The 22864-nt window shown below is 71.2% G+C and carries 16 protein-coding genes; 10 read left to right on the top strand and 6 right to left on the bottom strand.

Features of this window, described 5'->3' with window-relative positions; translation table 11 throughout:
- Positions 1 to 240: 240 nt before the first annotated feature.
- Positions 241 to 1242, bottom strand: coding sequence for an asparaginase (locus IE170_RS22180; RefSeq protein WP_189811188.1), 1002 nt, complete (start codon positions 1240 to 1242; stop codon positions 241 to 243).
- A 141-nt stretch (positions 1243 to 1383) separates the two neighbouring features.
- Here IE170_RS22180 and IE170_RS22175 point away from each other — a divergent pair, with 141 nt between their 5' ends.
- Together IE170_RS22175 and IE170_RS22170 are read left to right on the top strand one after the other, a co-directional pair.
- The gene (locus IE170_RS22175; RefSeq protein ID WP_125542173.1) at positions 1384 to 1833 is read left to right on the top strand and encodes an Lrp/AsnC family transcriptional regulator; all 450 of its coding nucleotides are present in this window, start codon (positions 1384 to 1386) and stop codon (positions 1831 to 1833) included.
- 164 nt (positions 1834 to 1997) lie between these two features.
- Positions 1998 to 2942: an SMP-30/gluconolactonase/LRE family protein gene (locus IE170_RS22170; protein WP_189811187.1), complete on the top strand. Its 945-nt coding sequence runs from the start codon at positions 1998 to 2000 to the stop codon at positions 2940 to 2942.
- Between the two features lie 27 nt (positions 2943 to 2969).
- Here the strand turns inward: IE170_RS22170 and IE170_RS22165 are convergent, their stop codons facing one another.
- Entirely contained in the window at positions 2970 to 3866 is an 897-nt protein-coding gene (locus IE170_RS22165; RefSeq protein WP_189811186.1) for an RNA polymerase sigma-70 factor, read from the bottom strand.
- 12 nt (positions 3867 to 3878) lie between these two features.
- On the bottom strand, positions 3879 to 5129 hold the full coding sequence (locus IE170_RS22160) for an NAD(P)/FAD-dependent oxidoreductase (RefSeq protein ID WP_189811185.1): 1251 nt from the start codon (positions 5127 to 5129) through the stop codon (positions 3879 to 3881).
- 222 nt (positions 5130 to 5351) lie between these two features.
- On the opposite strand from IE170_RS22160, the gene IE170_RS22155 reads away from it, so the two are divergent.
- The 3 genes from IE170_RS22155 to IE170_RS22145 all read left to right on the top strand — a co-directional run bounded on the left by IE170_RS22155 (position 5352) and on the right by IE170_RS22145 (position 9706).
- Positions 5352 to 6494, top strand: a complete 1143-nt coding sequence (locus IE170_RS22155) for an EcsC family protein (protein ID WP_189811184.1) — start codon at positions 5352 to 5354, stop codon at positions 6492 to 6494.
- Between the two features lie 29 nt (positions 6495 to 6523).
- The gene (locus IE170_RS22150) at positions 6524 to 7102 is read left to right on the top strand and encodes an ATP-binding protein (RefSeq protein WP_189811183.1); all 579 of its coding nucleotides are present in this window, start codon (positions 6524 to 6526) and stop codon (positions 7100 to 7102) included.
- A gap of 495 nt (positions 7103 to 7597) precedes the next feature.
- Entirely contained in the window at positions 7598 to 9706 is a 2109-nt protein-coding gene (locus IE170_RS22145) for a PIG-L family deacetylase (protein ID WP_189811182.1), read from the top strand.
- Between the two features lie 20 nt (positions 9707 to 9726).
- On the opposite strand, the gene IE170_RS22140 is transcribed toward IE170_RS22145, so the two are convergent.
- Positions 9727 to 12267 (bottom strand): YfhO family protein, encoded by a 2541-nt coding sequence (locus IE170_RS22140; protein ID WP_189811181.1) that lies wholly within the window; start codon positions 12265 to 12267, stop codon positions 9727 to 9729.
- 1642 nt (positions 12268 to 13909) lie between these two features.
- Here IE170_RS22140 and IE170_RS22135 point away from each other — a divergent pair.
- Genes IE170_RS22135 through IE170_RS22125 form a run of 3 tightly spaced genes read left to right on the top strand, consistent with a single transcriptional unit; the run spans position 13910 to position 17043 of the window.
- Positions 13910 to 15292 (top strand): hypothetical protein, encoded by a 1383-nt coding sequence (locus IE170_RS22135; RefSeq protein ID WP_229885057.1) that lies wholly within the window; start codon positions 13910 to 13912, stop codon positions 15290 to 15292.
- A 29-nt stretch (positions 15293 to 15321) separates the two neighbouring features.
- Entirely contained in the window at positions 15322 to 16500 is a 1179-nt protein-coding gene (locus IE170_RS22130) for a NucA/NucB deoxyribonuclease domain-containing protein (protein ID WP_223856328.1), read from the top strand.
- An 18-nt stretch (positions 16501 to 16518) separates the two neighbouring features.
- Complete coding sequence (locus IE170_RS22125) at positions 16519 to 17043, top strand: hypothetical protein (RefSeq protein WP_189811180.1); 525 nt, start codon at positions 16519 to 16521, stop codon at positions 17041 to 17043.
- A 700-nt stretch (positions 17044 to 17743) separates the two neighbouring features.
- Here the strand turns inward: IE170_RS22125 and IE170_RS22120 are convergent.
- A complete protein-coding gene (locus tag IE170_RS22120) occupies positions 17744 to 19075 on the bottom strand; it encodes a class I SAM-dependent RNA methyltransferase (RefSeq protein ID WP_189811179.1) in 1332 nt (443 codons plus the stop codon).
- A gap of 136 nt (positions 19076 to 19211) precedes the next feature.
- Positions 19212 to 21263, bottom strand: coding sequence for an APC family permease (locus IE170_RS22115; protein ID WP_189811178.1), 2052 nt, complete (start codon positions 21261 to 21263; stop codon positions 19212 to 19214).
- Positions 21264 to 21462: 199 nt separating this feature from the next.
- Here IE170_RS22115 and IE170_RS22110 point away from each other — a divergent pair, with 199 nt between their 5' ends.
- Together IE170_RS22110 and IE170_RS22105 are read left to right on the top strand one after the other, a co-directional pair.
- Positions 21463 to 22131: a potassium channel family protein gene (locus tag IE170_RS22110; protein ID WP_189811177.1), complete on the top strand. Its 669-nt coding sequence runs from the start codon at positions 21463 to 21465 to the stop codon at positions 22129 to 22131.
- Positions 22128 to 22793, top strand: coding sequence for a potassium channel family protein (locus tag IE170_RS22105; protein WP_189811176.1), 666 nt, complete (start codon positions 22128 to 22130; stop codon positions 22791 to 22793). The genes IE170_RS22110 and IE170_RS22105 overlap by 4 nt, the downstream gene beginning before the upstream one ends.
- The last annotated feature ends 71 nt before the right edge of the window (positions 22794 to 22864 follow it).

Raw genomic sequence — 22864 nt, 5'->3', positions numbered from 1 at the left:
CGCCGGCGATTGAGGCGCGGGGGCACGGGGGCAGGGCCCCCGCAGCAGGGGCGCGGGCGCGCGCGCTTCGCACCACCGCCGACCCGCCGCCGCACCACCGCCCCGCACACTCCAGCCCCGCCGGCGATTGAGGCGCGGGGGTGCGGGGGCAGAGCCCCCGCAGCAGGGGCGCGGGCGGGCTGCCGGATCGCTCCGGCCCCGCGGCCGGCAAGGCTGCAAGCCCGCCCCGCCGGGCCGCGGTCAGGCGTTGACGAGGACCGGCCCCGCCGGGGAGACCGCTTCGCGGAGGGTACGGGCCTGCACCTCCGGGTCGGCGGAGGCGAGCAGCGCGGCGAGGACCGCGATGCGGGCCTGCCCGGCCCGCAGCGTCCCGGTCGGCACGGCTCCGGCGGCGACCAGGTCGACGGCGCCGCCGTGCGTGTAGATCTCGGTGACGGGCCCGGCGGCCACCCGGGTCGTGAGCGCGACGAGCACCCCCCGCGCGACCGCCCCCCGCACGGCGTCGACGATCTCGGGCGTCGCGTTGCCTGCCCCGGTGCCGACGAGGACGATGCCGCGCGCCCCGGCGGCCATCGCGGCTTCGAACAGCACGGGGTCGCCGTCGGAGTGGTGCATGACGATGTCGACCCGCGGCGGCCGCTCCGGCATGGCGGGCAGCGGCAGCGGCTCGGGCCGCTGGGGCCGGCGCAGGACGGCGACCTTGCCGAAGCCGGTCTTGCCGAGGAGTTCCCGGGAGGGGTCGGCGAAGGCGTCGAGGGCGACGGCCTGGGTCTTGACGGTGCCGCGGGCTGCGTGCACCCGCCCGGCGAAGCTGATGAGGACGCCGAGCTCCCGGGTGGTGGCGGCGACGAGGAGGGCGTCGTACAGGTTGCCGGGCCCGTCGCCCTCCGCGGTGCCCATCGGCAGTTGCGCCCCGGTGAAGACGACGCTGCGCGGGTCGTGGTGGTGGAGGTCGACGAGGAACGCGGATTCCTCCAGCGTGTCGGTGCCGTGGGTGACCACGATGCCGTCGACGCCGGGGTCGGCGAGGACCTCGTGCACGGTGTGCAGCAGGGTCAGCTGGTGGGCGGTCGTCAGCCGGGGGCTGTTGACGCTGAAGAGGTCGACGACCTCGACGGTGACCCCTTCGGGGAGCGGCGCCGTGGCCATGACCTCGCGCCCGTCGGCGTCGGCGGCGAAGCCGGAGCCCTGCCAGCGGCTGGCTATCGTGCCGCCGGTGCTGATGACGACGATCCGCCCCATGGCCACCCTTTCCCGCGTGCGGGTGATAACTCGTACAGATGTGCTGAACACAGCACTGCGGGCAATGATAGGCGTTTCACTACGCAATGCGATTGCCGCTTCCGCCCCTCCGCCGCGCCGCGCCTGGGGGATTATTGCCTCATGGACGCCATCGATCGTGAAATCTTGCGCGAGCTCCAGGCCGACGGCCGGCTCAGCAACCAGGAGCTCGCCCAGCGGGTGGGCCTGACCCCGTCCCCCTGCATGCGGCGCGTACGGCAGCTGGAGCAGGACGGTGTGATCCGCGGCTACCGCGCGGTGATCGACCCGGAGGCGGTGGAACGCGGCTTCGAGGTGCTCGTGTCGGTGGAGGTGCGCCGCGACAGGGAGGCCGTGGAGGCGTTCGAGGCGGCCCTGCAGGACATCCCGGACGTCATCGAGGCGTACCGCCTCTTCGGCAGCCCCGGCTGCCTGCTGCGGATCGCGGTCGCGGACCTGCGCGCGTACGAGCGCCTGTGGATCGAGAAGCTGACCGCGCTCTCCGGGGTCACGGAGGTCAACTCGCAGATCATCATGAAGCGGATCAAGGGCCCGACGGGCCTCCCGGTCTGAGCCGCACCGGCGGCCGGCAGCAGCACCCGGTCCGGCCGCCGCCAGTCCGATGTGATCCACAGCTCATCCTCCCCGACCTCCCACACACACAGAACGTCATCCTGCAAAATGCCAACATAGCCGATCGCCATTCGGCACATACGGCATTCCACAAGGGGGACGTCATGGGCGGCGAGCGCCAGAGCATGTACGAGATGCTGGACGACCGGTTCCGTACCGGGCGATGCATGAACGGGGACGAAGCCCTGGAGGTCCTGTACACCGGCTGCCGCTGGGCCGAGGGGCCGGTCTACATACCCGCCTGGCGCCAGGTGGTCTGGAGCGACATCCCCAACGACCGGATGCTCCGCTGGGACGAGGAGACCGGCGCGGTCGGCGTCTTCCGCCGCTCCGCCGGCCACACCAACGGCAACACCCTCGACCGCGAAGGCCGGCTGATCACCTGCGAGCAGGGCAACCGCCGGGTGACCCGCACCGAACACGACGGCACCGTCACCGTGCTGGCCGACCGCTGGCAGGGCAGGCGCCTGAACAGCCCGAACGACGCGACCGTGAAGTCCGACGGGTCGATCTGGTTCTCCGACCCGGACTTCGGGATCACCAGCGACTACGAGGGCCACCGCGCGGAGAGCGAGATCGGCTCCGGCAACGTCTACCGGATCGACCCGGCGACGGCCGAAGTGCGCCTGGTCGCGGACTGCTTCGGCGCGCCGAACGGCCTGTCCTTCTCCCCCGACGAGCGGCAGCTGTTCGTCTCCGACACGCGCGCGGGCTTCATCCGCGTCTTCGACGTCCGCGACGACGGCACCCTCTCCGACGGCGAGGTCTTCGCCGACGCGGGAGCCCGCGAGGGCGCCCGCTTCGACAACCTCCGCTTCGACGACGGCGGCCGCCTCTGGGTCGCCGCGATGGCCGACGGCGTCCACTGCTACGACCCGGACGGCACCCTGATCGGCCGCCTGAACGTCCCGGAAACGGTCTCGAACATCGCCTGGGGCGGCCCCAAGCGCAACCGCCTCTTCATCACCGCGGAAACCAGCCTCTACTCGGCCCTCATGGGCATCACAGGCACCCACCCCACGGGCCCGGGCCACCGCCCCTGGCTGTGACGGGCGCCCGGGCGCCCGGGGGTCACGTCAGCGGAGGGTGAGCGGGGTACCCGAGGCGAGGTGGGTCAGTTTTTCCGGGTTGCGGACGAAGTAGAGGCCGGTGATGCGGGCGTCCTCGACGCGGACGGCCATGACGCCGTCGAGTTCGCCGCCCACGTACACGGCGAGCGCGGGGCTGCCGTTGACCTCGGTGGGCTCCCAGTCGATCGTCTCCTCGACCTTCGCGGAGCCGCCGATCCAGAAGCGGACGATCTTCTCGGCGCCGACGACCGGGTGCAGTGCGGTCCGCTTGACGCCGCCGCCGTCGCTGAGCAGGACGACGTCGGGGGCGAGCACGTCGAGGAAGTCCTGCGGGTTCCCGGACTCGATGGCGCGCCGGAAGGACTCCAGGGCGGCGCGGGTCTCGCACGCGGTGGCCGGTCTGCGGGGGCGACGGGCGCCGACGTGCCGGCGGGCGCGGTGAGCGATCTGCCGTACGGCGTCGGGACTCTTGCCGACGGCCTCGGCGATCTCCCCGTACTCGACCTCGAAGACCTCGCGCAGCACGAACACCGCGCGCTCCGTCGGGGAGAGGCTCTCCAGGACGAGCATCATCGCCATCGACATGCTCTCGGCGAGTTCGACGTCCTCGGCGACGCCCGGGGCCGTGGCCAGCGGCTCGGGGAGCCACTGGCCGACGTACGCCTCGCGGCGGCGCTTCACGGCGCGCAGCCGGTTGAGCGCCTGCCGGGTCGTGATCCGCACCAGGTACGCCCGCCGGTCGCCCACCTGCCCCAGGTCGACGCGGACCCAGCGCAGCCACGTCTCCTGGAGGACGTCCTCGGCGTCGGCGGCGGAGCCGAGGATCTCGTAGGCGACGGTGAAGAGCAGGTTGCGGTGGTCGACGAACGCCCGGGTCGCCGGGTCGGTGCCGTGCTCGGTCATCTCTCGGTCCTCTCAGCCGTGTGCGCGCGGGCGGGCTGTCTCCCCGGCGTGCGGCGCGTCCGCCGCGTGCGCCGTGTCCGGCTCGTACGGGGCTCCGGTCAGGCGGTGCCTGCGCTGCGGCACGCCGAAGGTCGGGTGGGAGGTGCCCCACAGGGACATCGAGACGATGGCCTCCTTGACGCGTGCGGCCTTCCGGCCGGCCAGGAACGTCGGCTTCGGCCGGGCCTCGTGGTCGACGATCTGCAGGATGCCGTCGTGGCGCCCGAGGCTGATGTGGTTGCCGAGGTAGCCCAGCTTGACGTTCTTCGGGGCCTTGCGGCCGGTCAGGCGTGCCGTGATCGCCTCCGCGGCCTGCCTGCCGGTGTAGCCGGCCGAGGCGCAGGACATCGGCAGCGGCCGGCCGTTGTCGCCGATGGCGAAGGCGCAGTCGCCGACGGCGTAGACGTCCGGGTGCGAGACCGACCGCATGGCGCGGTCGACGGTGATCCGGCCGTCGTCGGTGACGTCAAGCCCGCCGGCGGCGGCGATCGGGCTGACCGCGAAGCCGGCCGACCACACCGTCGCGTCGGCCTCCAGGACCGTGCCGTCGGCACACCGCACGCGTGTGGCTTCGACGGCCGCGACCTCCGTGTGCTCCCGTACGGTGACGCCCAGCCGGTCGCAGGCCCGGCGCAGGTGCCGGCGGGCTCCGGCGGAGAGCGTGGCGCCGAGCACGCCGCGGGCGACCAGGGTCACGGACAGGCCGGGGCGCGACTCGGCGATCTCGGTGGCGGTCTCGATGCCGGTCAGCCCGTCGCCGACGACGAGCACCCTGCCGCAGGCGCCCTGCCGGGCCAGGCCGTCCAGGCGTTCGCGCAGGCGCAGCGCGGAGGGGCGGGCGGAGACGTCGAAGGCGTGCTCGGCCGCGCCGGGGACGGCATGGCGGGCCCCGTGGCTGCCGAGGGCGCAGACCAGCGTGTCGTAGCCGAGTTCGGCGGCGGTGCCGTCGGCGTCGGCCACGGCGACGACCCGGCGCTCCGGCTCGACGGCGGTGATCCGGGCGGGCCGCAGCCGGACCTCCGTGCCCGCGAAGACCTCGGAGAGCGCGGGAGCCGCGATCTCCTGGCCGGCCGCGAGCTGGTGCAGCCGCAGCCGCTGGACGAAGTCCGGTTCGGCGTTGACCACGGTCACCTCCGCGTCCGCCGCGGACAGCCGCCGGGCCAGCGTCCCGGCGACGTAGGCCCCGGCGTAGCCGGCGCCGAGGACGACGATGCGGTGCTTCACGATGTGCGCTCCCCTCGTATCGGTGACGCCCCGGGATCGCAGCAGCCGAATCCGGCTGCCACCGCCCTCAGGGCATTGCGCCCTCAAGACACCGCGGCCCCCGCTGCTGTGACAGCATGTGACCCACCTCACCTGACCTCACGCACGACCGCCGAGGCCGCGGCGCGCCCACCTGCCCGTGGTCACGAAGACCTCCTCCCATAGACAGGAGCGCACCGGACCATGAGCAAGCCGCAGGACCCGGAGCAGCAGGATCGGCTGCCTTCGGGCTACGAGCTCGAAGCCTGGCAGGCCATCCGGGAGTTCAAGGGGCGCGCGCTGTCGCGCACCGTGCGCAACGCCGGTGAGGCCGTGGGCAACGGCGTCGCGGAACTCGGCAAGCGCGCGTCGAAGCAGCTGCAGAACCACCCCCGCGCCAAAGCCGCGGTTGCGCGCGGGCAGGAGTTCGTCGCCAAGGGCGCCCAGAAGGTCGGCGCCGGGGCCCGGGGGGCCGCCGAGGCCATGCCTGACTGGGGCGGCACGGCCGTGAACTCCATACGGAAGACCGTGGGGCGCGTCTCGCGGGTCGGGCTCTCCCCCAAGAGGGTCGTGGCGCGCCACCAGAAGCACGGGCACGACGTCGAGTCGCTGAGAGACGTGCGGCGCCTGGACCTCCAGCAGGTGGACGCGGTGCGCGGGCGGGCGGCGAGCTGGTACTTCCCGGCGGCCGCAGCGCTGTCCGGGGCGACCACCGGTCTGGTGATCTCCGGAGGGCAGCTCGCCGTTGCCGCCTCCGCCGGCGCAGCGGCGGCGCCGTCGGGGGGCGCAATCGCGGGCGCCTTCATCGCCGACACCGCGGCCGTCCTGGGGCTCGCCTCCCGTGCGGTGGGTCAGGTCTCGCTGTTCTACGGCTACGACCCGGAGGAGCCTGCCGAGAAGCTCTTCGTGATGTCGGTCGTCAACGTGGGGACGGCGAGTTCGGCCACGGCCAAGAACGCCGCGATGGCCGACATCTCGCGGCTCACCCAGGCCTTGTTCCGGGGCAAGTCGTGGACGGTCCTGAACGAATCGGTCGTCAGCAAGGTGTCCCAGCAGTTCGCCAAGGCCTTCGGCTTCCGCCTCACGAAGAGGGGTCTCGGCAAGGCCGTGCCCCTGGTCGGGGTGGCGGTGGGAAGCACCCTCAACTGGACCACGCTGGAGGGGATCGTCGACGCCGCCGAGATGGCGTACCGGCGACGGTTCCTCCTGGAGAAGTATCCGCATCTCGCCGATGAAGAGGTGGCCGGCTGGGTCACCGACGTCGACTCGGACGTCCCGGACGACGCCGACGAAGAGATCAGTGTCCTGGCCGAGATCGTCACGGCGGGTGGACCCGACCTTCAGTGACCCTGCGTCCCGGCGGTGGACGTGACCACGTGACCGCCGGGACGACCGTGGTCAGACCCCCGCCGCAAACGCCGCCGGCCCGGCTGCTCGCCGTCGCGCAGCTCCACGCCCGGGAAGCGTCACCCGGCGTCACGGAACGCGCCGAGCGGATCATCGCCGAACTCACCGCCGACGCCGTCCTGCACGGCCGGGTCCAGGGCCGCGGCTTCCGCGTTGCGCTCGCCCTGGACACCGGGTGCGGCAGCCCCGGGATCGCCGTCACCGACTGCCGGGGCGGCCGCGTGCCCGCCCCCGGGCCGGGGGCGGCCCGGCCGGAGGAGGCCGAGTCGGGGAGGGGCCTCCTGCTCGTCGCCGCGTTCGCCGACCGGTGGGGCACGGAGCCGTACCCGCCCGGCGGCAAGACCGTCCGGGCAGAGCTCGACCTCGCCCCGACCCGTACGTGCATGGCCGCGGGGGTCGGCAGCGGGGCGGCGGGCGAAGCCGGTGAGCACCGGCGGCAGGCCGATCGCGCGGGCCGCGGCGTCGGAGGCGTCGATGGGGACGGCGTCGCGCGCGCCTCCGTGGACAGCTCCGGCAAGCGGCGGACGGGGGACGTGAACCCATCGTGACTTTCGCCACGAGATCGGCCTCAAGGCCGGCCCGGGTGCCGCTCGGGGCCGATGAGGAGCCGGTTCGGCGCGGCTGGTCCTCGCACGCCACATGGTCCGACCGGACCGTACGACGTGCGCCCCGAACATGCAGACACCCGCCTGAGCAGGGCCGCGTCCCGTCACACCGCCGGGAGACTCTCCCGCCGGGGCTTCTCGGGCTGCCGCATTCGGTCTGCACCGCCAATGAGCCGAAGTTGGGCACTTCATGGCAAACCGGTCAAATTTACCAATCTCCACCAAACACCCTAGGTGTCATCAAACGCCCGATCGCCATCTTTCCGCCACACATCCGACTTGACGATGGGTCACCCATTTGAGCAAGTGCATAATCATGCCGGGTCGCCAGCGGAAGCTCTGATTCCGCAACGACGGTGCACCACGTTCCCCCGTAGACGCCCCGACCTCGCCTGCTCGGCGGAATTTCGCCACTGGACCGACCCCCAAGGCACGCAGATGTCCCTCCACCGCAGCATCCGTCTCGCGGCTCTGCTCACCGTGCTCTCCGCTGTCGTCGGCGGGGTGATGGCCGTGGCCGACGGCCACGGGACGCGGCAGCCTTCCGCCGCGTCCGAGACGGCCGTCCGCGCGAGCGTCACCGAGGGCTCCGCGCTCCATGTCGTCGCCCACCCGGACGACGACCTCTTCTTCATGAACCCGGACCTGAGCCGCTCCATTCAGGCGGGCACCAGGGTGACGACCGTCTACCTCACCTCCGGTGAGTCCGACGGCCGGAACGAGGCCCGCGGCCCGCACCTGAAGGACCCCGCGCGGCCCGCCGATCGCGCCGCGTTCGCGGAAGCCCGGCAGAACGGCATCCGAGGCGCCTATGCGCAGATGGCCACCGGTGACCGCACGAGTCCTTGGCAGCGGACATCGGTCCCCACGGCCGGCGGCGGGTACATGGAGGTGGACGTCCTCGTCGCCAAGCCCCACATCAACCTGGTCTGGCTGCAGCTGCGCGAGGCCCGCAGCATCGACGCCGAGACCCCGGACAGCCTCCGGGGCCTGTGGAACGGGAAGACTGCCGCCCTGGGGGCCCAACTGACATCCGGGACGCCGGTCAAGCAGTCGTTCTCCTACACCAAGGACCAGGTGATACGCACCGTCGCGGATGTACTCGAGCAGTACAAGCCGACGACGATACGGGTGCAGGACCCGACGCCCGGTACATGGGCGGACAACGGCAGACTCATCGACCACCAGGACCACATGTACGGGGCCCGCTTCATACAGGCGGCCTCCGAGCGCTACGCGAAGTCGACGGACCGGCCGCACTTCTCGGTCCAGAACTACAGCGGCTACCTCAACACCTCCCTCCCCCCGACGCTCGACCCGCAGACGGCCGAGGAGAAGGTCCGCTACCTCAAGACCTACGCCTGGCTGGACCACCAGGAGTGGTGCGGCAGCCCAGCGGGCTGCGGCGACCGCAAGACAGCCGCCAAGCCCGCCGGTTACGGCTGGGGCCAGAGCATCCGCTACAGCCGCGGTGACAGCACGTCGTGGATGGCCGAAGGCACTCCGGGCCGGCTGTGGGCCTTCGCAGTCCTGGACGGGCGGATGGCCTACTGGTCCCGCAGCGGCCCGCGGGGCGAGTGGCGGGGGCCCGACCTCCTCCCCGGCGCCGGCATGGACCCGGGCGCGACGGCGGTCCGACTGCCCGACGGCAGGATCGCCGTCTTCGGCACGCGCACCACGCTGGGGGCCGAGCCGCAGGACTACGCCCGTGCCGTCGTGTTCGCCACCCAGGTCTCGCCCGACGGCGCGTTCGGCCCGTGGCAGACGCTCGGCACCCCGGAGACGACGGACGCCGCAGGCACCTCGGCGATCAGCGGGCCGGCGGTCGCCGTGGACCGGACGGGTCGCATGACGGTGTACATACGCGATGCGAAACGCACGCTGCGCGCCCGCGCGCAGACCGCGCCGGACGGCCCGTTCGGCGCATGGCAGGCATGGGGCGGTACCGATCTCCAGGGAGAGCCGGTGACCGCGACCGACGCGGCGGGCCGGCGCCACGTGTACGCGGCCACGGGCAAGACCGTCCTGGCCTGGATCCAGCAGACCCCGGACTCTCCGCTCAAGGGCCCCTTGCCCACCAAGCTGCCGCCGACCACGGTCCCGCTGTCAGCGGCCCCTGACGGTGAAGGGGTCCGCCTCTTCTTCCGCCGGCCCGGCTCGGGCGCGCTCTCCACGACCCTGGCCACTGCGGGCGCGCCGGGACCGGACCTCTCCCCGGTCGCCGAAGCCGGCGGCAGGGGCGGCTACGGCGCGGTGGGTGTCGCGGGGCCCCTGCTCGCGGGCCGCGGGAGCACGGGGACGATCGGCACGGTCGGCATGACCGGCGCGACCAGTACGACGACCGGCACGGGCGGATCGCCGCTCTGGAGTGAATCCCGGATGCTGTACACGGGCGCCCCGGCGGGCTTGGCGGAGGCGGCCGGCCCGGCCTCAATGGCGGTCCTCGGTCTCGACGCCGATCTGCACGTCACCACGACGGCGTCTCCCGCCTTGCGGCCTGGCGCCCCTGGCACTCGCTCCCTGTGGCACCACGCGGTCCGCCACTGACACCTACACCTCACCTCACCTCACCGCCCTTCGGCGGGCGCCAGCGCGCTTGCGCCGGCCACGAGCAGCAGGGCGGCGGCCGCGGCGGCGCTGAGTGCCAGGCCGAGCCGCAGGCCTGGTGGGCGGAAGCTGCACCGGAGCCCGGTGGCGCCGTCGCCCAGGTCCACGGCGATCAGGCCACCCAGTCTGCGTGGTCCGGTGGCCTGGGCCCCGTCGACCGCGCACTGCCAGCCGGAGGTGGCGGGCACGGAGACGACTGCGGTTCCCTTCGTCCCGGAGGCGAAAACGGCTTCGATGGAATGCCCTCCGGCGCGGAGCTCTCGCGGCCCGGTGGACCGCAGGTGGCCGACGGCGCGGTCGAGTGCGGTCTCGTTCAGGCAGCCGAGCGGGCTCGGGGGAAGGTGTTGCCGACGCTCCGAGGTGACCCTCACGGTGAGCGTGCCGTCCGCCGGCACCCTCCCCAGAGCGGTCAGCCCCTTGCCCGTCATGCTTTGGCGCCCGAAGCTCTCGACCGTCCGGCCCTGTGTCCCGACCCGGCCGGAGAACCACGGCGCGTACCAGTACGCCTCCGTGCCGGGCGTGCAGCGCGCGGTGAACGTCCGGCCGAATCCTCCTCGCGGGTCCGGGACCAGTGCCCAGCCGCGGCCGGCGGTGGGTTCGGGGGGAGAGCCGTCGGAGGGACGGAGCCGGGGTACCTCGTAGACGCGTGCGCCGAGCACCCGCTCCTGCCGGGCGAAGACGGTGGCGTCCGCGCCCGCCCCGTCGAGTCTCGTGCCGGGAGGCCGGACGGTGACGATGGGCGGAGCGGGCACCGTTCGCCGCGTGAGGCCGCCGGGGCCCGTGAGGCCGCCGGGACCCGTCCTCCGGTCGGCGTAACTGCTGATTCCCATGATCGCCCGGCTGACCGGGTCGGTGAAGCTCACGGTGTGCCGGCCTTGTATGTACCAGCCCGCACCGAGTCCGTGCAGTGCTCTGGCTGTGCGCGCGGGCACGTAGCTGCTGTAGTACGAACCCCCCTGCCCGGCCAGCAGCATGGGGTCGTTGTTGGCGTACTCGTGGGGCCCGGGGTCCGTGCGGCTGGCCGGCCAGTCATCGGCCGACTTGAGGAGTTCGTACGCGGCCAGGGACTCCCTGTCGTAGGTGCGCTTGGGCGTCCACCAGGCGTAGGTGTCCCGGATGGCCGTGGTGTTGAAGACCGTGTAGGCGGAGGTGAGGAAGACCGTACCGGCCAGGGCCGCCGTCAGCGCCGCGCGCGCTCCGCGACGCCTCCGGTACCGGTCCAGCGCCAGCAGCAGCACCAAGGGGGCCAGGCCGGCGGCAGCCAGCAACCACGGCCCGCGGCTCAGGTGCGGGCTGTGCCGGACGAAGAGGATCAGGAGGAACACGACACCCGCTCCGCACAGCAGCTCCCTGCGGCCGGGCTCACGGGCGAGCGCGAGCCAGGCGACGGAGACCAGGACGGCGGTCAAGGCGAGGGAGGCGCGGTAGGGGCTCCCGTTCGGTATCGCCCCTCCGTGCCAGAGCAGGATCGTGGGCGCCCAGACGAATGAACCTGCCATGACAGCGATGAGGAAGAGCCAGCAGGAACGCTCCCTCAGGGGTACCCGGCGGATGAACGGCAAAGTGGCGATGAGCAGCAGGGGCAGCATGCCCACGGAGACGCGCGGTCCTTCGGAGAGCCCTCCGGGCAGCAGCTGCGCAAGGTAGTGGGCGACGGAGGGCGGACCTTCGTAGACCCTCACCGGCGCCGGCTGCGCCGCGCGGCTCGCCCTGAGGCTGACCGTGAGCACGGGCGCGGCGAGAAGGACGCCGGTCAGGGTCATGGAAGCAGCGCGCAGCAGGGTGTCCAGCCGCTCCCGGCCTGCCCGTGCGTCCAGGCACACCCGCACGAGCAGCACCAGCGCCATGCCCAGGGTGGCCATCGCCGCGGTGTAGAAGTTGCCCGCCCAGGAGAGGGCGACGAGCAGGGTGCCGGCGACCCACCGCCGCCGGCGCAGGCACCAGTCGTAGGCGATCCCGAGGAGCGGGAGCGCCACCAGGCCCCACATCCACATGGGGTCCGCGAAGCCGTCGGAGACGGTCCAGGCGCTCAGGCCGAAACAGACGGCGAGGAGGGCCCGCAGCCAGGGGGAGCCCGGGTGCAGCCGGCCCAGGAAAAGGGTCATCAGGCCCGAGGCGAGGCCGATGCTGAACAGGGTGACGAGGAAGACCGGCAGTTCCACGAGGTGACGCGGGAAGACCCCGACGAGCCAGGAGAACGGGTTCATCAGGTAGGTGAAGAAGTCACCGAGGAACGGCGTTCCGTATCCGCTCGACCAGTTGAAGTACAGATCGCCGGTCGTGTTGCCGTGCATCAGGTCCCACAGGCGGGCGTGGAACGGCACGAGCTGGTTGCCGAGATCGTTGACCGCACGCGAGCGCCCGCCGAACGGGTAGGTGCCGTGCACGGCCATCGCGAGACAGTACGCGCCCATGGAGAGCAGTGCCGCGGACCAGGCGGCCGCGGTCTCGCCGGTGACGCGCCGGAACGGGGAACGTGCCGTGGGGGTGGGCGGCGTCATCTCGTCGGCACCTCGCGGCCGGCTGCACCCGTTCTGGCGGGAGGCGGCCTCGGCGGTCGGCGGTGGGCGATCCCGTCCACCGCCCGACACGGACACGACCGCGGCGATGAACGCGACGACACTGAGCATCCGGCTGTTCGCACGGGCGTCCTTTCGCGAGCACATCACGGCGGAGTCCGCCCCGCGGACCTCTCGGCAGGCCGACAACCGCACGGCCTGTCCCGTGCGGCGATTGCGGCACGAGACTAAAACGCACCCTCCACCCCTGCCACACGAGAGCCGCTGTCCGGCGCGCAGGCACTGCACGCCGAAGGGGTCGTTCACCATCTGAGGCCGCACTCGTCGGTGTCTTCTTCGCCCACACCCTGTGGCCGGCCCTGCCCCTCACCGTTCTGGTCGGGGAGCCGCTCACGCGGCGGTCGCGGCCTGCGTCACCACCTGCTGGTATGGCGCTGTAGCTTCTGCACGGCATGGCGCGCTGCGGCACTGAAGCGGCTGAGCCCAGACTGGAGGGTCGCCCGCAGCAGCGATCGACACCAGCGGCGCAGCGCTCCGCGTGCGTTTTCCAACCGGCAAGCGGAATGTCGCCCTACGCCCTGTGGCGCTCCGCCTTGGGCCACTTCGGTGTACTGTTCCACAGCATCGCGCGTACGACCGTCCAGCCGAGCGGCATCGGCGCACCGCAACCGCGCCTTCAGGATGATCGGTTCGCGGGCCCCCAGTCCCGCATCGCCTTGGGCAGCAGGTCGACAAGGGACGCACACCGTTCGCCCGGCCCGTCGGCAACAAGCAGCTCCGCCCGGGCCAGATCCACTCGCTCGGCGAATTGATCGCGCCGCAGCCAGGTACCACTGCGGCGGGCCGTCCGACAGGTCTTGGGGGCTGGGCGGGGGACGCCCTCTCTTCCTCGGAGACTGCACCGCAGAGGCGGAAGCTTGCCGTCCAATCAGGAGTCAGATCCGGGTCTGGGGGCGGTTCTCCAGGCTTCGGTAGGAAGGGCCGCAGCACCGCGAGGACGTCCGTGATGGACCTTGGCCGGTCGGCCGGCACCTCTGCCAGCAGGTCCCAGACGAGCTCGTCGAGCTCCTCGGGAATGCCGATTGGTCCGGTTCGCCGTTGGCCACGGCGAGACTGCTGGCGAAGTGCACCAGTTGCGGTGCCGGGGCGGGGGTCGCTGAGGACGCGTCGTGCAGGCCGCCGTCAAAAGCCGTTGCCGCCGAACATCGGCTGGCCCCAGGGCATGTTCAGCCGGAACAGGTCGTTCCTGTGGTCCTGGATCCTCACCTTCGCCGCCGCGACATGCTTGGCGTACCGGTCACAGAATTTGGCGAGTTGCGTGGAGGCGGCGACGAGATCTGCAAGTGCGCTTCTTGCTCGGCAGCGGTGCCCGGCCGTGCTCCCAGAGCGATGCCTGGGGACGTGTCGCCAGGTCCCTACGCACATTATTTCGGTGACTTGACCTCCGCGTGCTCGCGCAGGCCCCGACCCACCCCAGCGTCGGTGCCAGTCATTCCGGAATCACAAAACCGTAGCTAGCTGCCTAAAGAGTAGATATCCGGCCAAGTCGGCAGATAACCCAGCGACATAGACATTTGTTCGATAGGTTCACGCGGTCGTCATTGATCAACGAGATCGGAGACATGTGTTCCGCGCGAAGAGAAGGCTCGCCGCATCCTTATCCGCAGCGGCATCCGCCGCAGTGCTGTCCCTGGCAGCAGCCGCACCGGCAAGCGCGAGTCCACCCACCGCCAGTTGCAGTGAAACGCATCAGGCCAGAATCGTCTTCTGGGCGGTGGCGTGTTCACAGCCCGGCCAGCCGGTGATCGGCGCCTTCGCCACCTGGCGAAATATACCCATCACGTTCGACAGCGCGGCGCCCCAGGGGACGACAGTGCAGGCGTCGAACTACCTGAGCATGGTGCCCAACACCGAGGGCGGCATGTTCGCCAACCACGTCGAAGTCGGGCTGTACGCGGAGAAGACCGGCCCCACGAGTAGTACGTACGGTCCGCGATGGACCGAGGTCGGCAACAGCGGCGGCAAGACCCACGCCATCACCCAGGGCATCGACCCGGACAAGCCGAACAACGTCAACCACACCTACATGACGATCCGGCAGGCCAGCGGGGACCAGTGGGACGTGCTGTACGACTTCAACTGGGTCGGCAGCACCACCGACCAGCTGAAAGTCCCCCGGGGCAACCCCAACCGCATCGACATCGGCCTCGAGGTCATGGGGCCGCAGTACGTAACGGTCCCGGAGATCGCCAACCGGGTGCAGTACATGGCCGAGAACAAGGTCTGGTCCCGCTCCGCCTCCGCGGACACTGCGCAGGCTGTCACTTTGGGCGTGTGCGGCCAGAAGAGTCCGTGGGACCCGAACTTCACCTACACTCCCCCGAACTGCTTCAAGGCGAAGCTGACCGACAGCGCCAAGTTCACGCAGTGGGCCGTGAGCAAGCCTGGCGCGGCCGGCTCCTCCCCCGTCGCGCCGCGGACGGCTCCGTTCGTGCCGCCGCAGTCGGCACCCGGCCGTGCCGACCGTGCCCCAGCCGGCACGTTCAACGGGACTGACCAGGGCGCGCTCGCCCGGTGTATGGCCGAGGACCCCGGCACCTGCCTTGCGACGGTGCCGGGGCTGGCGGAGTGCGTACGCACCGCCAAGCAGTGCAACGCCGCCGCCCAGACACCCACCGCATCGCGCCCCACGCTTGCGTCGTCGGCGCCGTCCGCAACACCTCCCCTTCCGTCGCCGCTGGATATCAGTGGGCGCGCTGCGGTGGCGTTCGGCGTCCCGGTGCAGGACGTTCACGTCCGCACCGGCAACAGCGGCAACATCTCAGTCAAGGCGGTGCCTTCGGCCGGGCCGCAGCCGGAAGCCGGTGCCGTCTGGACGGTGGAGTCCGAGGCTATGACCAAGGGCCTATCCGCCCGCGGCACCGCCGTCCGCGGGTTCCGTGCCACCTACTCGGCCGCAAGCGGCCAGCTCCTTGACGCCTGCTGGGGGCAGATGTGCGCCCGATGACCCGTACTGTCTTTCGTTCAGGAGCCCCCATGCGTCTGCCCCGTGACTCCATGGCTGGCCAGCTCCGCTCTCGTCTGACCCGCCGGACGAGCGCGGTGTTCGCGGCCCTGTTCGCCTTCCTCCTTACCGGCGCGACGGCCGCGACCGCCGCGCCGGAGGAAACGATTCGCCATACCGTCTCGGTCGACGGCCCCGCCGCCGACGAGGGGAACCTACGCACCGAATGCGCTGCCCACCCCGAGGCCAAGACCAAGAAGGGCTGGATCAAGAACCGCTTCGAGACATGCGTGCACCAGCCCGTCTACCTCAAGCTCCTCGACGACAGGAGGCGGCTGCGCGGCGAGCTGTGGTTCGACCTGTGGATGCTCGGCTTCTCCTACGACGGATCCCGCCGCGTGGACTACGTCACCAGCATCGAGAACATCCGGGCCAAGGCCGTTGCCGGTGAGAACCCGACCACCTGGAAGCTCGGACAGTCCTTCTCCCATTCGATCAACGCCTCCGCCAGTGACCCCAACCCGGCTATGACCAAGCCGACGGTGACCAGCCGCGAGGACACCATCGAGCAGTGGAAGACCAAACCCCAGTGGGTCCTGACCTACACCTCCCCTGACACCGGCCGCGTGGACCCGGGCAACGCCCAGCGCGTCGCCGGGCAGGTCACCCTCGCCATGAACATCACCTCACCGACAGCCGTGCCCTGGGTCGACTCGAACATGGCGTACTCCAACGTCCGCTTCGACTACACCGGCCGGGCTGCCGGAAAGCACAAGGGCACCGTGTTCGTCGAGGCCCGCGTCGAACTGACCATGAGCCTGAAAGACCCGGAAGTCGACCAGAGCGCCCGGCACATCCTCGACGCCCAGCAGCTGCCCGAACGAACCTTCCCCTCGTGGCTCGGCAAGTCGGTCCCAGGGTCGAGCGAGCCCCTGCACCGCCTCATCAACCGCGACAAGCAGGACGCGAACCGGGACGTGGCGATCGCCACCTGCAACGATGTCTGGGGCAACTACGAAGGCAGCAGCCTGGAGTGCGACGAGTACCCCTTCTCCAGCACCTACGAAGGCGCCGCGAAGAGCGACAACCGCTACAGTGCCCGGCTCATAGACGGCCGCGACAACCGCAAAGGAGGCGAACGCATCCAGAAGGTGTACGAGGAGAACCGCATCCTCGACAACGACCCCTTCTACGTCAAAATCGTTCCCTGAGACCAGCCGAGGACTCCCGTGACCACTCTTGCCGAACACCGGCTGCAGGCCGTCCCCGACCGCCGGGTCATCGAGCTGTACGACGCCGACGCCTACGTCGGCACATCAGCCGTCCTAGACCAGCTCGACGAACACGTGGTGGCCGGCGACGGATACCACCTCTACATCGGCAGCCTGCAAAGCGGCGTCGGCGTCAACGTCACCATCCGAGTCCACAACACCCCACCCGCCACATGGCCGCCCGCCGACGGCAGCACAGAACTGACCTTGGAGTGCGCAACCGGCACCCTGGTCGTCGGCGAGTTCACCGCGGGGGTCGCCGGAGAGGTCGAACTCCCCCGCCCCGGCGTCTACCGGGTCCGCGCCTCCTGGCAAGGACGTGAGTCAACAGCCCACCAGGCCTCCGCCATCCGCATGCGCGCCGTCGAAGAACAGTGGAGCCGCGCCGCCACACGACAGGCACTGGACGCAATCGCAGGCTCCGAAGCGTACTGCTTCGACATGTGGTACCTCCACGAACCCGAAGACGACGACACAGAATGAGAGGAGCCTGAGCAAGACTGGTGGGGCCAGCGCACCCCGCGCCGGCCTCACCGCCGCTCACAGCGACCGGGAAGGCTGCTCTGCCCGACAGTATTGGAGGGCGGCACAAGGCGAGTTGGCACACCAACACCTGGGCGTCGCGGAAAGTTAAAGCGGCCCGGCGGTACTGCCCCCAGAGCGCCTGGGGCGCCGGACCTGGCCCGCGCACGCCATATCGGCCCGGGCTGAAGCTGGCCCTATCCGCAACTGATCCCTCGGCTCCCACGAGCCCGTCATCAACAACCCCAAAACCGCGCGGCGCCCCCTCCCGGGAGCGTCGGGCGATACCGGGCCTGTACAAGGCACGGCGGCAGGCCCCAGGGTCCGGCCGATGCTGCCGTCGGGCGCCTCTCCACGCGAATCACTGGCGTTGCCCGGCACGACCGTTCCCGCGATCGACTACAGAGTGTTACCACGCGCCGGAATGTCCGAGACGCCCACAGGGCAAGGGCAGCACGGCCCGACCGCGCGAAGGCCACCTCTTCGGCGGGACACACAGCCCGTCTCGGGAGGCGATTTCCCGGCTATGACGGTCCGTCAGAAAAAATGCCCGGCGTGCGTCGAACATGCGTCACGCGTGCGTCACGTGCGTCAGATTTGCGTCAAGATATCGCCCGTAACGCACGTACCGCACATAACGCACACTCGAAGAAACCGCAGGTCAGGCACCCTTTTCGGCGGGCTCCAGGATCGCGACGCACTCGACATGGTGCGTCATCGGGAAGAGGTCGAAGACGCGGAGGGTGCGGGGCTTGTAGCCGGCTTCCGCGAAGTACGACAGGTCGCGGGCCAGGGCTGCCGGGTCGCAGGCCACGTAGGCGATGCGGCGGGCCGACAGGGAGGCCACGTGGCGGACCGTCTGCTTGCCCGCGCCCGCGCGGGGCGGGTCCAGGACGACCAGGTCGCACTCCGTGATGCCGGTGCGCGGGAGGACCGTTTCGACCTTGCCCTGTTCGATGCGGACGCGGGGGAAGTCCGCCAGGTTGTGCCGGGCGTCCTCCACGGCGCGCTTGCCCGACTCGATGCCGAGGACCGCGCCCGTCTCGCCGAGGCGCTCGGCCAGGGCGCCGGCGAAGATGCCGACGCCGCAGTAAAGGTCGAGGGCCATCTCGCCCTTGCGCGGCATGAGGCCCTGCATGACGGCGCGGATGAGGGTGTCGGCGGCCTGCGGGTGGACCTGCCAGAAGCCGCCCATGCCGACGCGGTAGGTGCGGCCGTCGGCGCGCTCGCGGACGAAGGGGCGGCCGTGGACGCGGTGCGTCGCGCCGTCCTTCTCCTCCACGCGCAGCACGGAGACCGGCTTGTCGAGCTCGACCAGGGGCAGGCGGCCGCCGGGGCGCGGGGTGAGGACGACCTGGCGGTCGTGCGAGCCGGTCGCGGCGATCGCCTCGACCGTCGCCATCTGCGGCCACTCGCGCTTCTCGATGCCGAGCTCGGAGACGCCCGGCGCCGCGATCATGCAGTGGTCGACGGGCTCGACGTCGTGCGAGCGGTGCTTGCGCAGGCCGGCGCGGCCTTCGGCGTCGACGGCGTACTGGACGCGGGTGCGCCACTGCGGGACCTGGCCCGCGGGGACCTTGTCGCCCTCGGCGGGGGCGACGGTGCCGTCCCAGCCGGCCTCCTCGGGCGTGAGGCCGGCGAGCCGCCGCAGCTGCTCGGCGACGACCTCGCCCTTGAGGCGGCGCTGGGCGCCCGGCTTGGCGTGCTGCCAGTCGCAGCCGCCGCACCGGCCGGGGCCGGCGTACGGGCAGGGGGCCTCGACGCGGTCCTTGGAGGCCTCCAGGACGGTGACCGCGTCGGCGCGCAGGAAGCGGGAGTCGGTGTCGCCCTCGGTGACCTTGGCGACGACCTTCTCGCCGGGCAGGGTGTGGCGGACGAAGAGGACGCGGCCGTCGCCGGTCCGGGCGATGCAGTGGCCGCCGTGCGCGACGGGGCCGACCTCGACCTCGTACTCCTCCCCGACCAGTGACTGCTTCTCGTTCTGCTCGGTCATGGCCGGGGGTGCTCCAAGGTCGTGGAAGGGGGGGCGGGAAGGGCCGGGTGCCCGGTCGCGCGTACGGCCGGACGGCCGACCCACCAGTCTACGTGGATCCCGTCCGGCCCTGCGCCACCGCCTTGCGCCGCCCCGGCTACTTCCCCGTGCGGTCGTTCGTCGTCCGAGGCGTGTCCACGGGGCCGCGGCGCACGGCGCCCGGGGCGTTCCACTCGGCCCGCTTGCGCGCCCGCCGCTTCGCCAGCTCGGAGGACTCCAGCTGGTAGGGGACGGACGTCACCATCACGCCCGGCGTGAACAGCAGCCGGCCCTTCAGCCGCAGCGCGCTCTGGTTGTGCAGCAGGTGCTCGTACCAGCGGCCGACGACGTACTCGGGGATGTACACGCTGACCGCGTCGCGCGGGTTCTCGGTGCGCAGGCCCTTGACGTACTCGATGACGGGGCGGGTGATCTCGCGGTACGGGGAGTCGAGGATCTTCAGCGGGATGTTGATCCCGCGCCGCTCCCACTCCTCCCGCAGGGCCTTGGTCTCGGCCGGGTCGACGCTGATGCTGAGCGCTTCGAGGGTGTCGGAGCGGGTCAGCTTGGCGAAGGCGAGGGCGCGCAGCGTCGGCTTGTGGACCTTGGAGACGAGGACGATGGAGTGGACGCGGGACGGGCGGACGCTGTCGTCGCTGGGCCCCTCGGCGGCGGCGATCTCCCGGGACACCCGGTCGTAGTGCTTCCGGATCGCGGTCATCGTCCCGTAGAAGATCACCATGCCGAGCAGGGCGACCCAGGCGCCGTGCGTGAACTTCGTCGCGAGGACGACGACGAGCACGAGCCCGGTGAAGGTGGCGCCGAAGGCGTTGATGGCGCGGGAGCGGATCATCCGGCGGCGGGCGGCGGGGTCGCGCTCGGCGGCCAGGTGCCGGTTCCAGTGCCGGACCATGCCGATCTGGCTGAGGGTGAAGGAGACGAACACGCCGACGATGTAGAGCTGGATCAGCTTGGTGGAGTCGGCGTCGTACAGCCACACCAGCAGCATGGCCGCGCCGGCGAGCAGCACGATGCCGTTGGAGAAGGCGAGGCGGTCGCCGCGGGTGTGGAGCTGGCGCGGCAGGTAGCGGTCCTGCGCCAGGATCGAGCCGAGCAGCGGGAAGCCGTTGTAGGCGGTGTTCGCGGCGAGGAACAGCACGAGGGCGGTGGCCGCGGCGAGGATCATGAAGAGGACGCTGCCGTGGCCGAAGACGGCCTCGGCGACCTGGGAGATGACCGGGTCCTGGACGTAGCCCTCGCCGACAGGGACCCCGCCCCGCAGGAGGTCCTGGGCGGGCTGCTCGGCCATCCGCACGTTCGTGGCCATGGCGAGGCCGATGATCCCGCAGAACATGGTGACGGCCAGGGCGCCCATGAGCAGCAGCGTGCTGGCGGCGTTCCGGCTCTTCGGCTTGCGGAAGGCGGGCACGCCGTTGCTGATCGCCTCGACGCCGGTGAGGGCCGCGCAGCCGGAGGAGAAGGCGCGCAGCAGCAGGAAGACGAGGGCGAACCCGGCGATGCCCTGGTGCTCGGGCCGGATCTCCAGGTCGGCGGTCGGGGCGTGCATGGTCTCGCCGAGGACGATTCCCCGCCAGAAGCCCCAAGCGATCATGAGGAAGACGCCCGCGACGAAAACGTACGTGGGAATCGCGAAGAGCTTGCCCGACTCCTTGACACCGCGGAGGTTCATCAGCGTCAGCAGCAAAATCATGATCATCGCGCTGAACACTTTGTGTTCGATCACGAAATGCCATGCGGAGCCGAGGTTTTCGACTCCGGAGGAGATCGAGACGGCCACGGTGAGTACGTAGTCGACGAGCAGGGCGCTCGCGACGGTGAGTCCGGCCTTCGGGCCCAGGTTGGTGTTGGCGACCTCGTAGTCCCCGCCGCCGCTGGGGTACGCGTGCACGTTCTGCCGGTACGAGGCGACCACCGTGAACATGAGCACGACGACCGCGGCGGCGATCCAGGGGCTGTACTGGTAGGCCGACACACCCGCGATGGACAGGACCAGCAGCACCTCTCCGGGGGCGTACGCCACGGAGGAGAGCGGGTCGGAGGCGAAGACGGGTAGGGCGATCCTCTTCGGGAGCAGTGTTTCCCCGAGGCGGTCGCTGCGCAGCGCCCGGCCGATCAGGATCCGTTTGGGCACGTCGGTCAGTTTGGACACGCACAGGATCGTAAGCGTTCGAAATCGGCCTGACGAACCCCCCGCCCCGCATTGCGCGGCAATGCGCCCCGAGTGCCCTCCAACAGGCCGCAAGGGCGACCGCCCGTGTGTAGCTTGGGCGGTGGTCTGAGACCCTGTTAAGCCAGAGATGCTTATGAGGCTGGGAACCAGCGAGCGCTGAACAGCCGGAAGGACGGCCGTGCACATCGTCATTATGGGCTGCGGAAGGGTGGGCTCCGCCCTCGCGCAGACCTTGGAACAGCAGGGGCACACGGTCGCTGTGATCGACCAGGACCCCACCGCATTCCGCCGGCTGGGAGCCGGGTTCGGCGGCCGCCGCGTCACCGGCGTCGGCTTCGACCAGGACACGCTGCGCGAGGCCGGCATCGAGGACGCGGGGGCGTTCGCGGCGGTCAGCAGTGGTGACAATTCCAACATCATCGCCGCCCGCGTGGCCCGCGAGATGTTCGGCGTCGAGAACGTCGCGGCCCGCATCTACGACCCCAAGCGCGCCGAGGTCTACCAGCGCCTGGGCATCCCGACGGTCGCGACCGTGCGGTGGACCGCCGACCAGATGCTGCGCCGGCTGCTCCCCTCGGGCGCCGAGCCGCTGTGGCGCGACCCGAGCGGCGCCGTCCAGCTCGCCGAGGTGCACACCTCCCCCGTCTGGATCGGACAGAAGATCAGCCGGCTCCAGGACGAGACGGGCGTGCGCGTCGCGTTCCTGACGCGCCTGGGCGAGGCGGTCCTGCCGACCTCGCAGACGGTGCTCCAGGAGGGCGACCTCGTCCACGTCATGATGCGCACGGACGAGATCGACAAGGTCGAGGCGGCGTTCGCCGAGGGCCCCGAGGAGGCACACGCATGAGGGTCGCGATCGCCGGAGCCGGCGCGGTGGGGCGTTCCATCGCGGGCGAGCTGCTGGAGAACGGGCACGAGGTGCTCCTGGTCGACAAGGCACCGACCGCGATCTCGGTGGAGCGGGTCCCGCAGGCCGAGTGGCTGCTGGCCGACGCCTGCGAGATCACCTCGCTGGACGAGGCGGCACTGCAGCGCTGCAACGTCGTCATCGCCGCGACCGGCGACGACAAGGTGAACCTGGTCGTCTCGCTGCTGGCCAAGACCGAGTACGGGGTCCCGCGCGTGGTGGCGCGCGTGAACAACCCGAAGAACGAGTGGCTCTTCAACGAGGCCTGGGGCGTCGACGTCGCGGTGTCCACGCCGCGCTTGATGTCCGCGCTGGTCGAGGAGGCCGTCAGCGTCGGCGACCTGGTGCGGCTGCTGCGCTTTAGCCACGGCGACGCCAACCTGGTCGAGCTGACGCTGCCCGCCGAGTCGGCGGTGGCCGGCCGCCAGTTCGGCGAGATCACCTGGCCCGAGGACACCTCGCTCGTGACGATCATCCGCGGCAACCGGGTGCTCACCCCGCACGCCGAGGAGACCCTGGAGGCGGGCGACGAGCTGCTGTTCGTCGCCGCGCCTGCGCGCGAGCAGCAGCTGGAGGACCTGCTGCAGGCCCCGCGCCCCTGAGGGCGGGGTACGGGGAAGGGGCGGAGCGGCCGGCGACCGGCTGCCCCGCCCCTCCCTTGTTCCGTGGGACG

This window comes from Streptomyces toxytricini (genome assembly GCF_014649915.1).
In the GTDB taxonomy this organism is placed as follows: domain Bacteria; phylum Actinomycetota; class Actinomycetes; order Streptomycetales; family Streptomycetaceae; genus Streptomyces; species Streptomyces toxytricini.
Note: the sequence above shows the minus strand (reverse complement) of the source record. Positions and strands in the feature narration are given on the sequence as shown.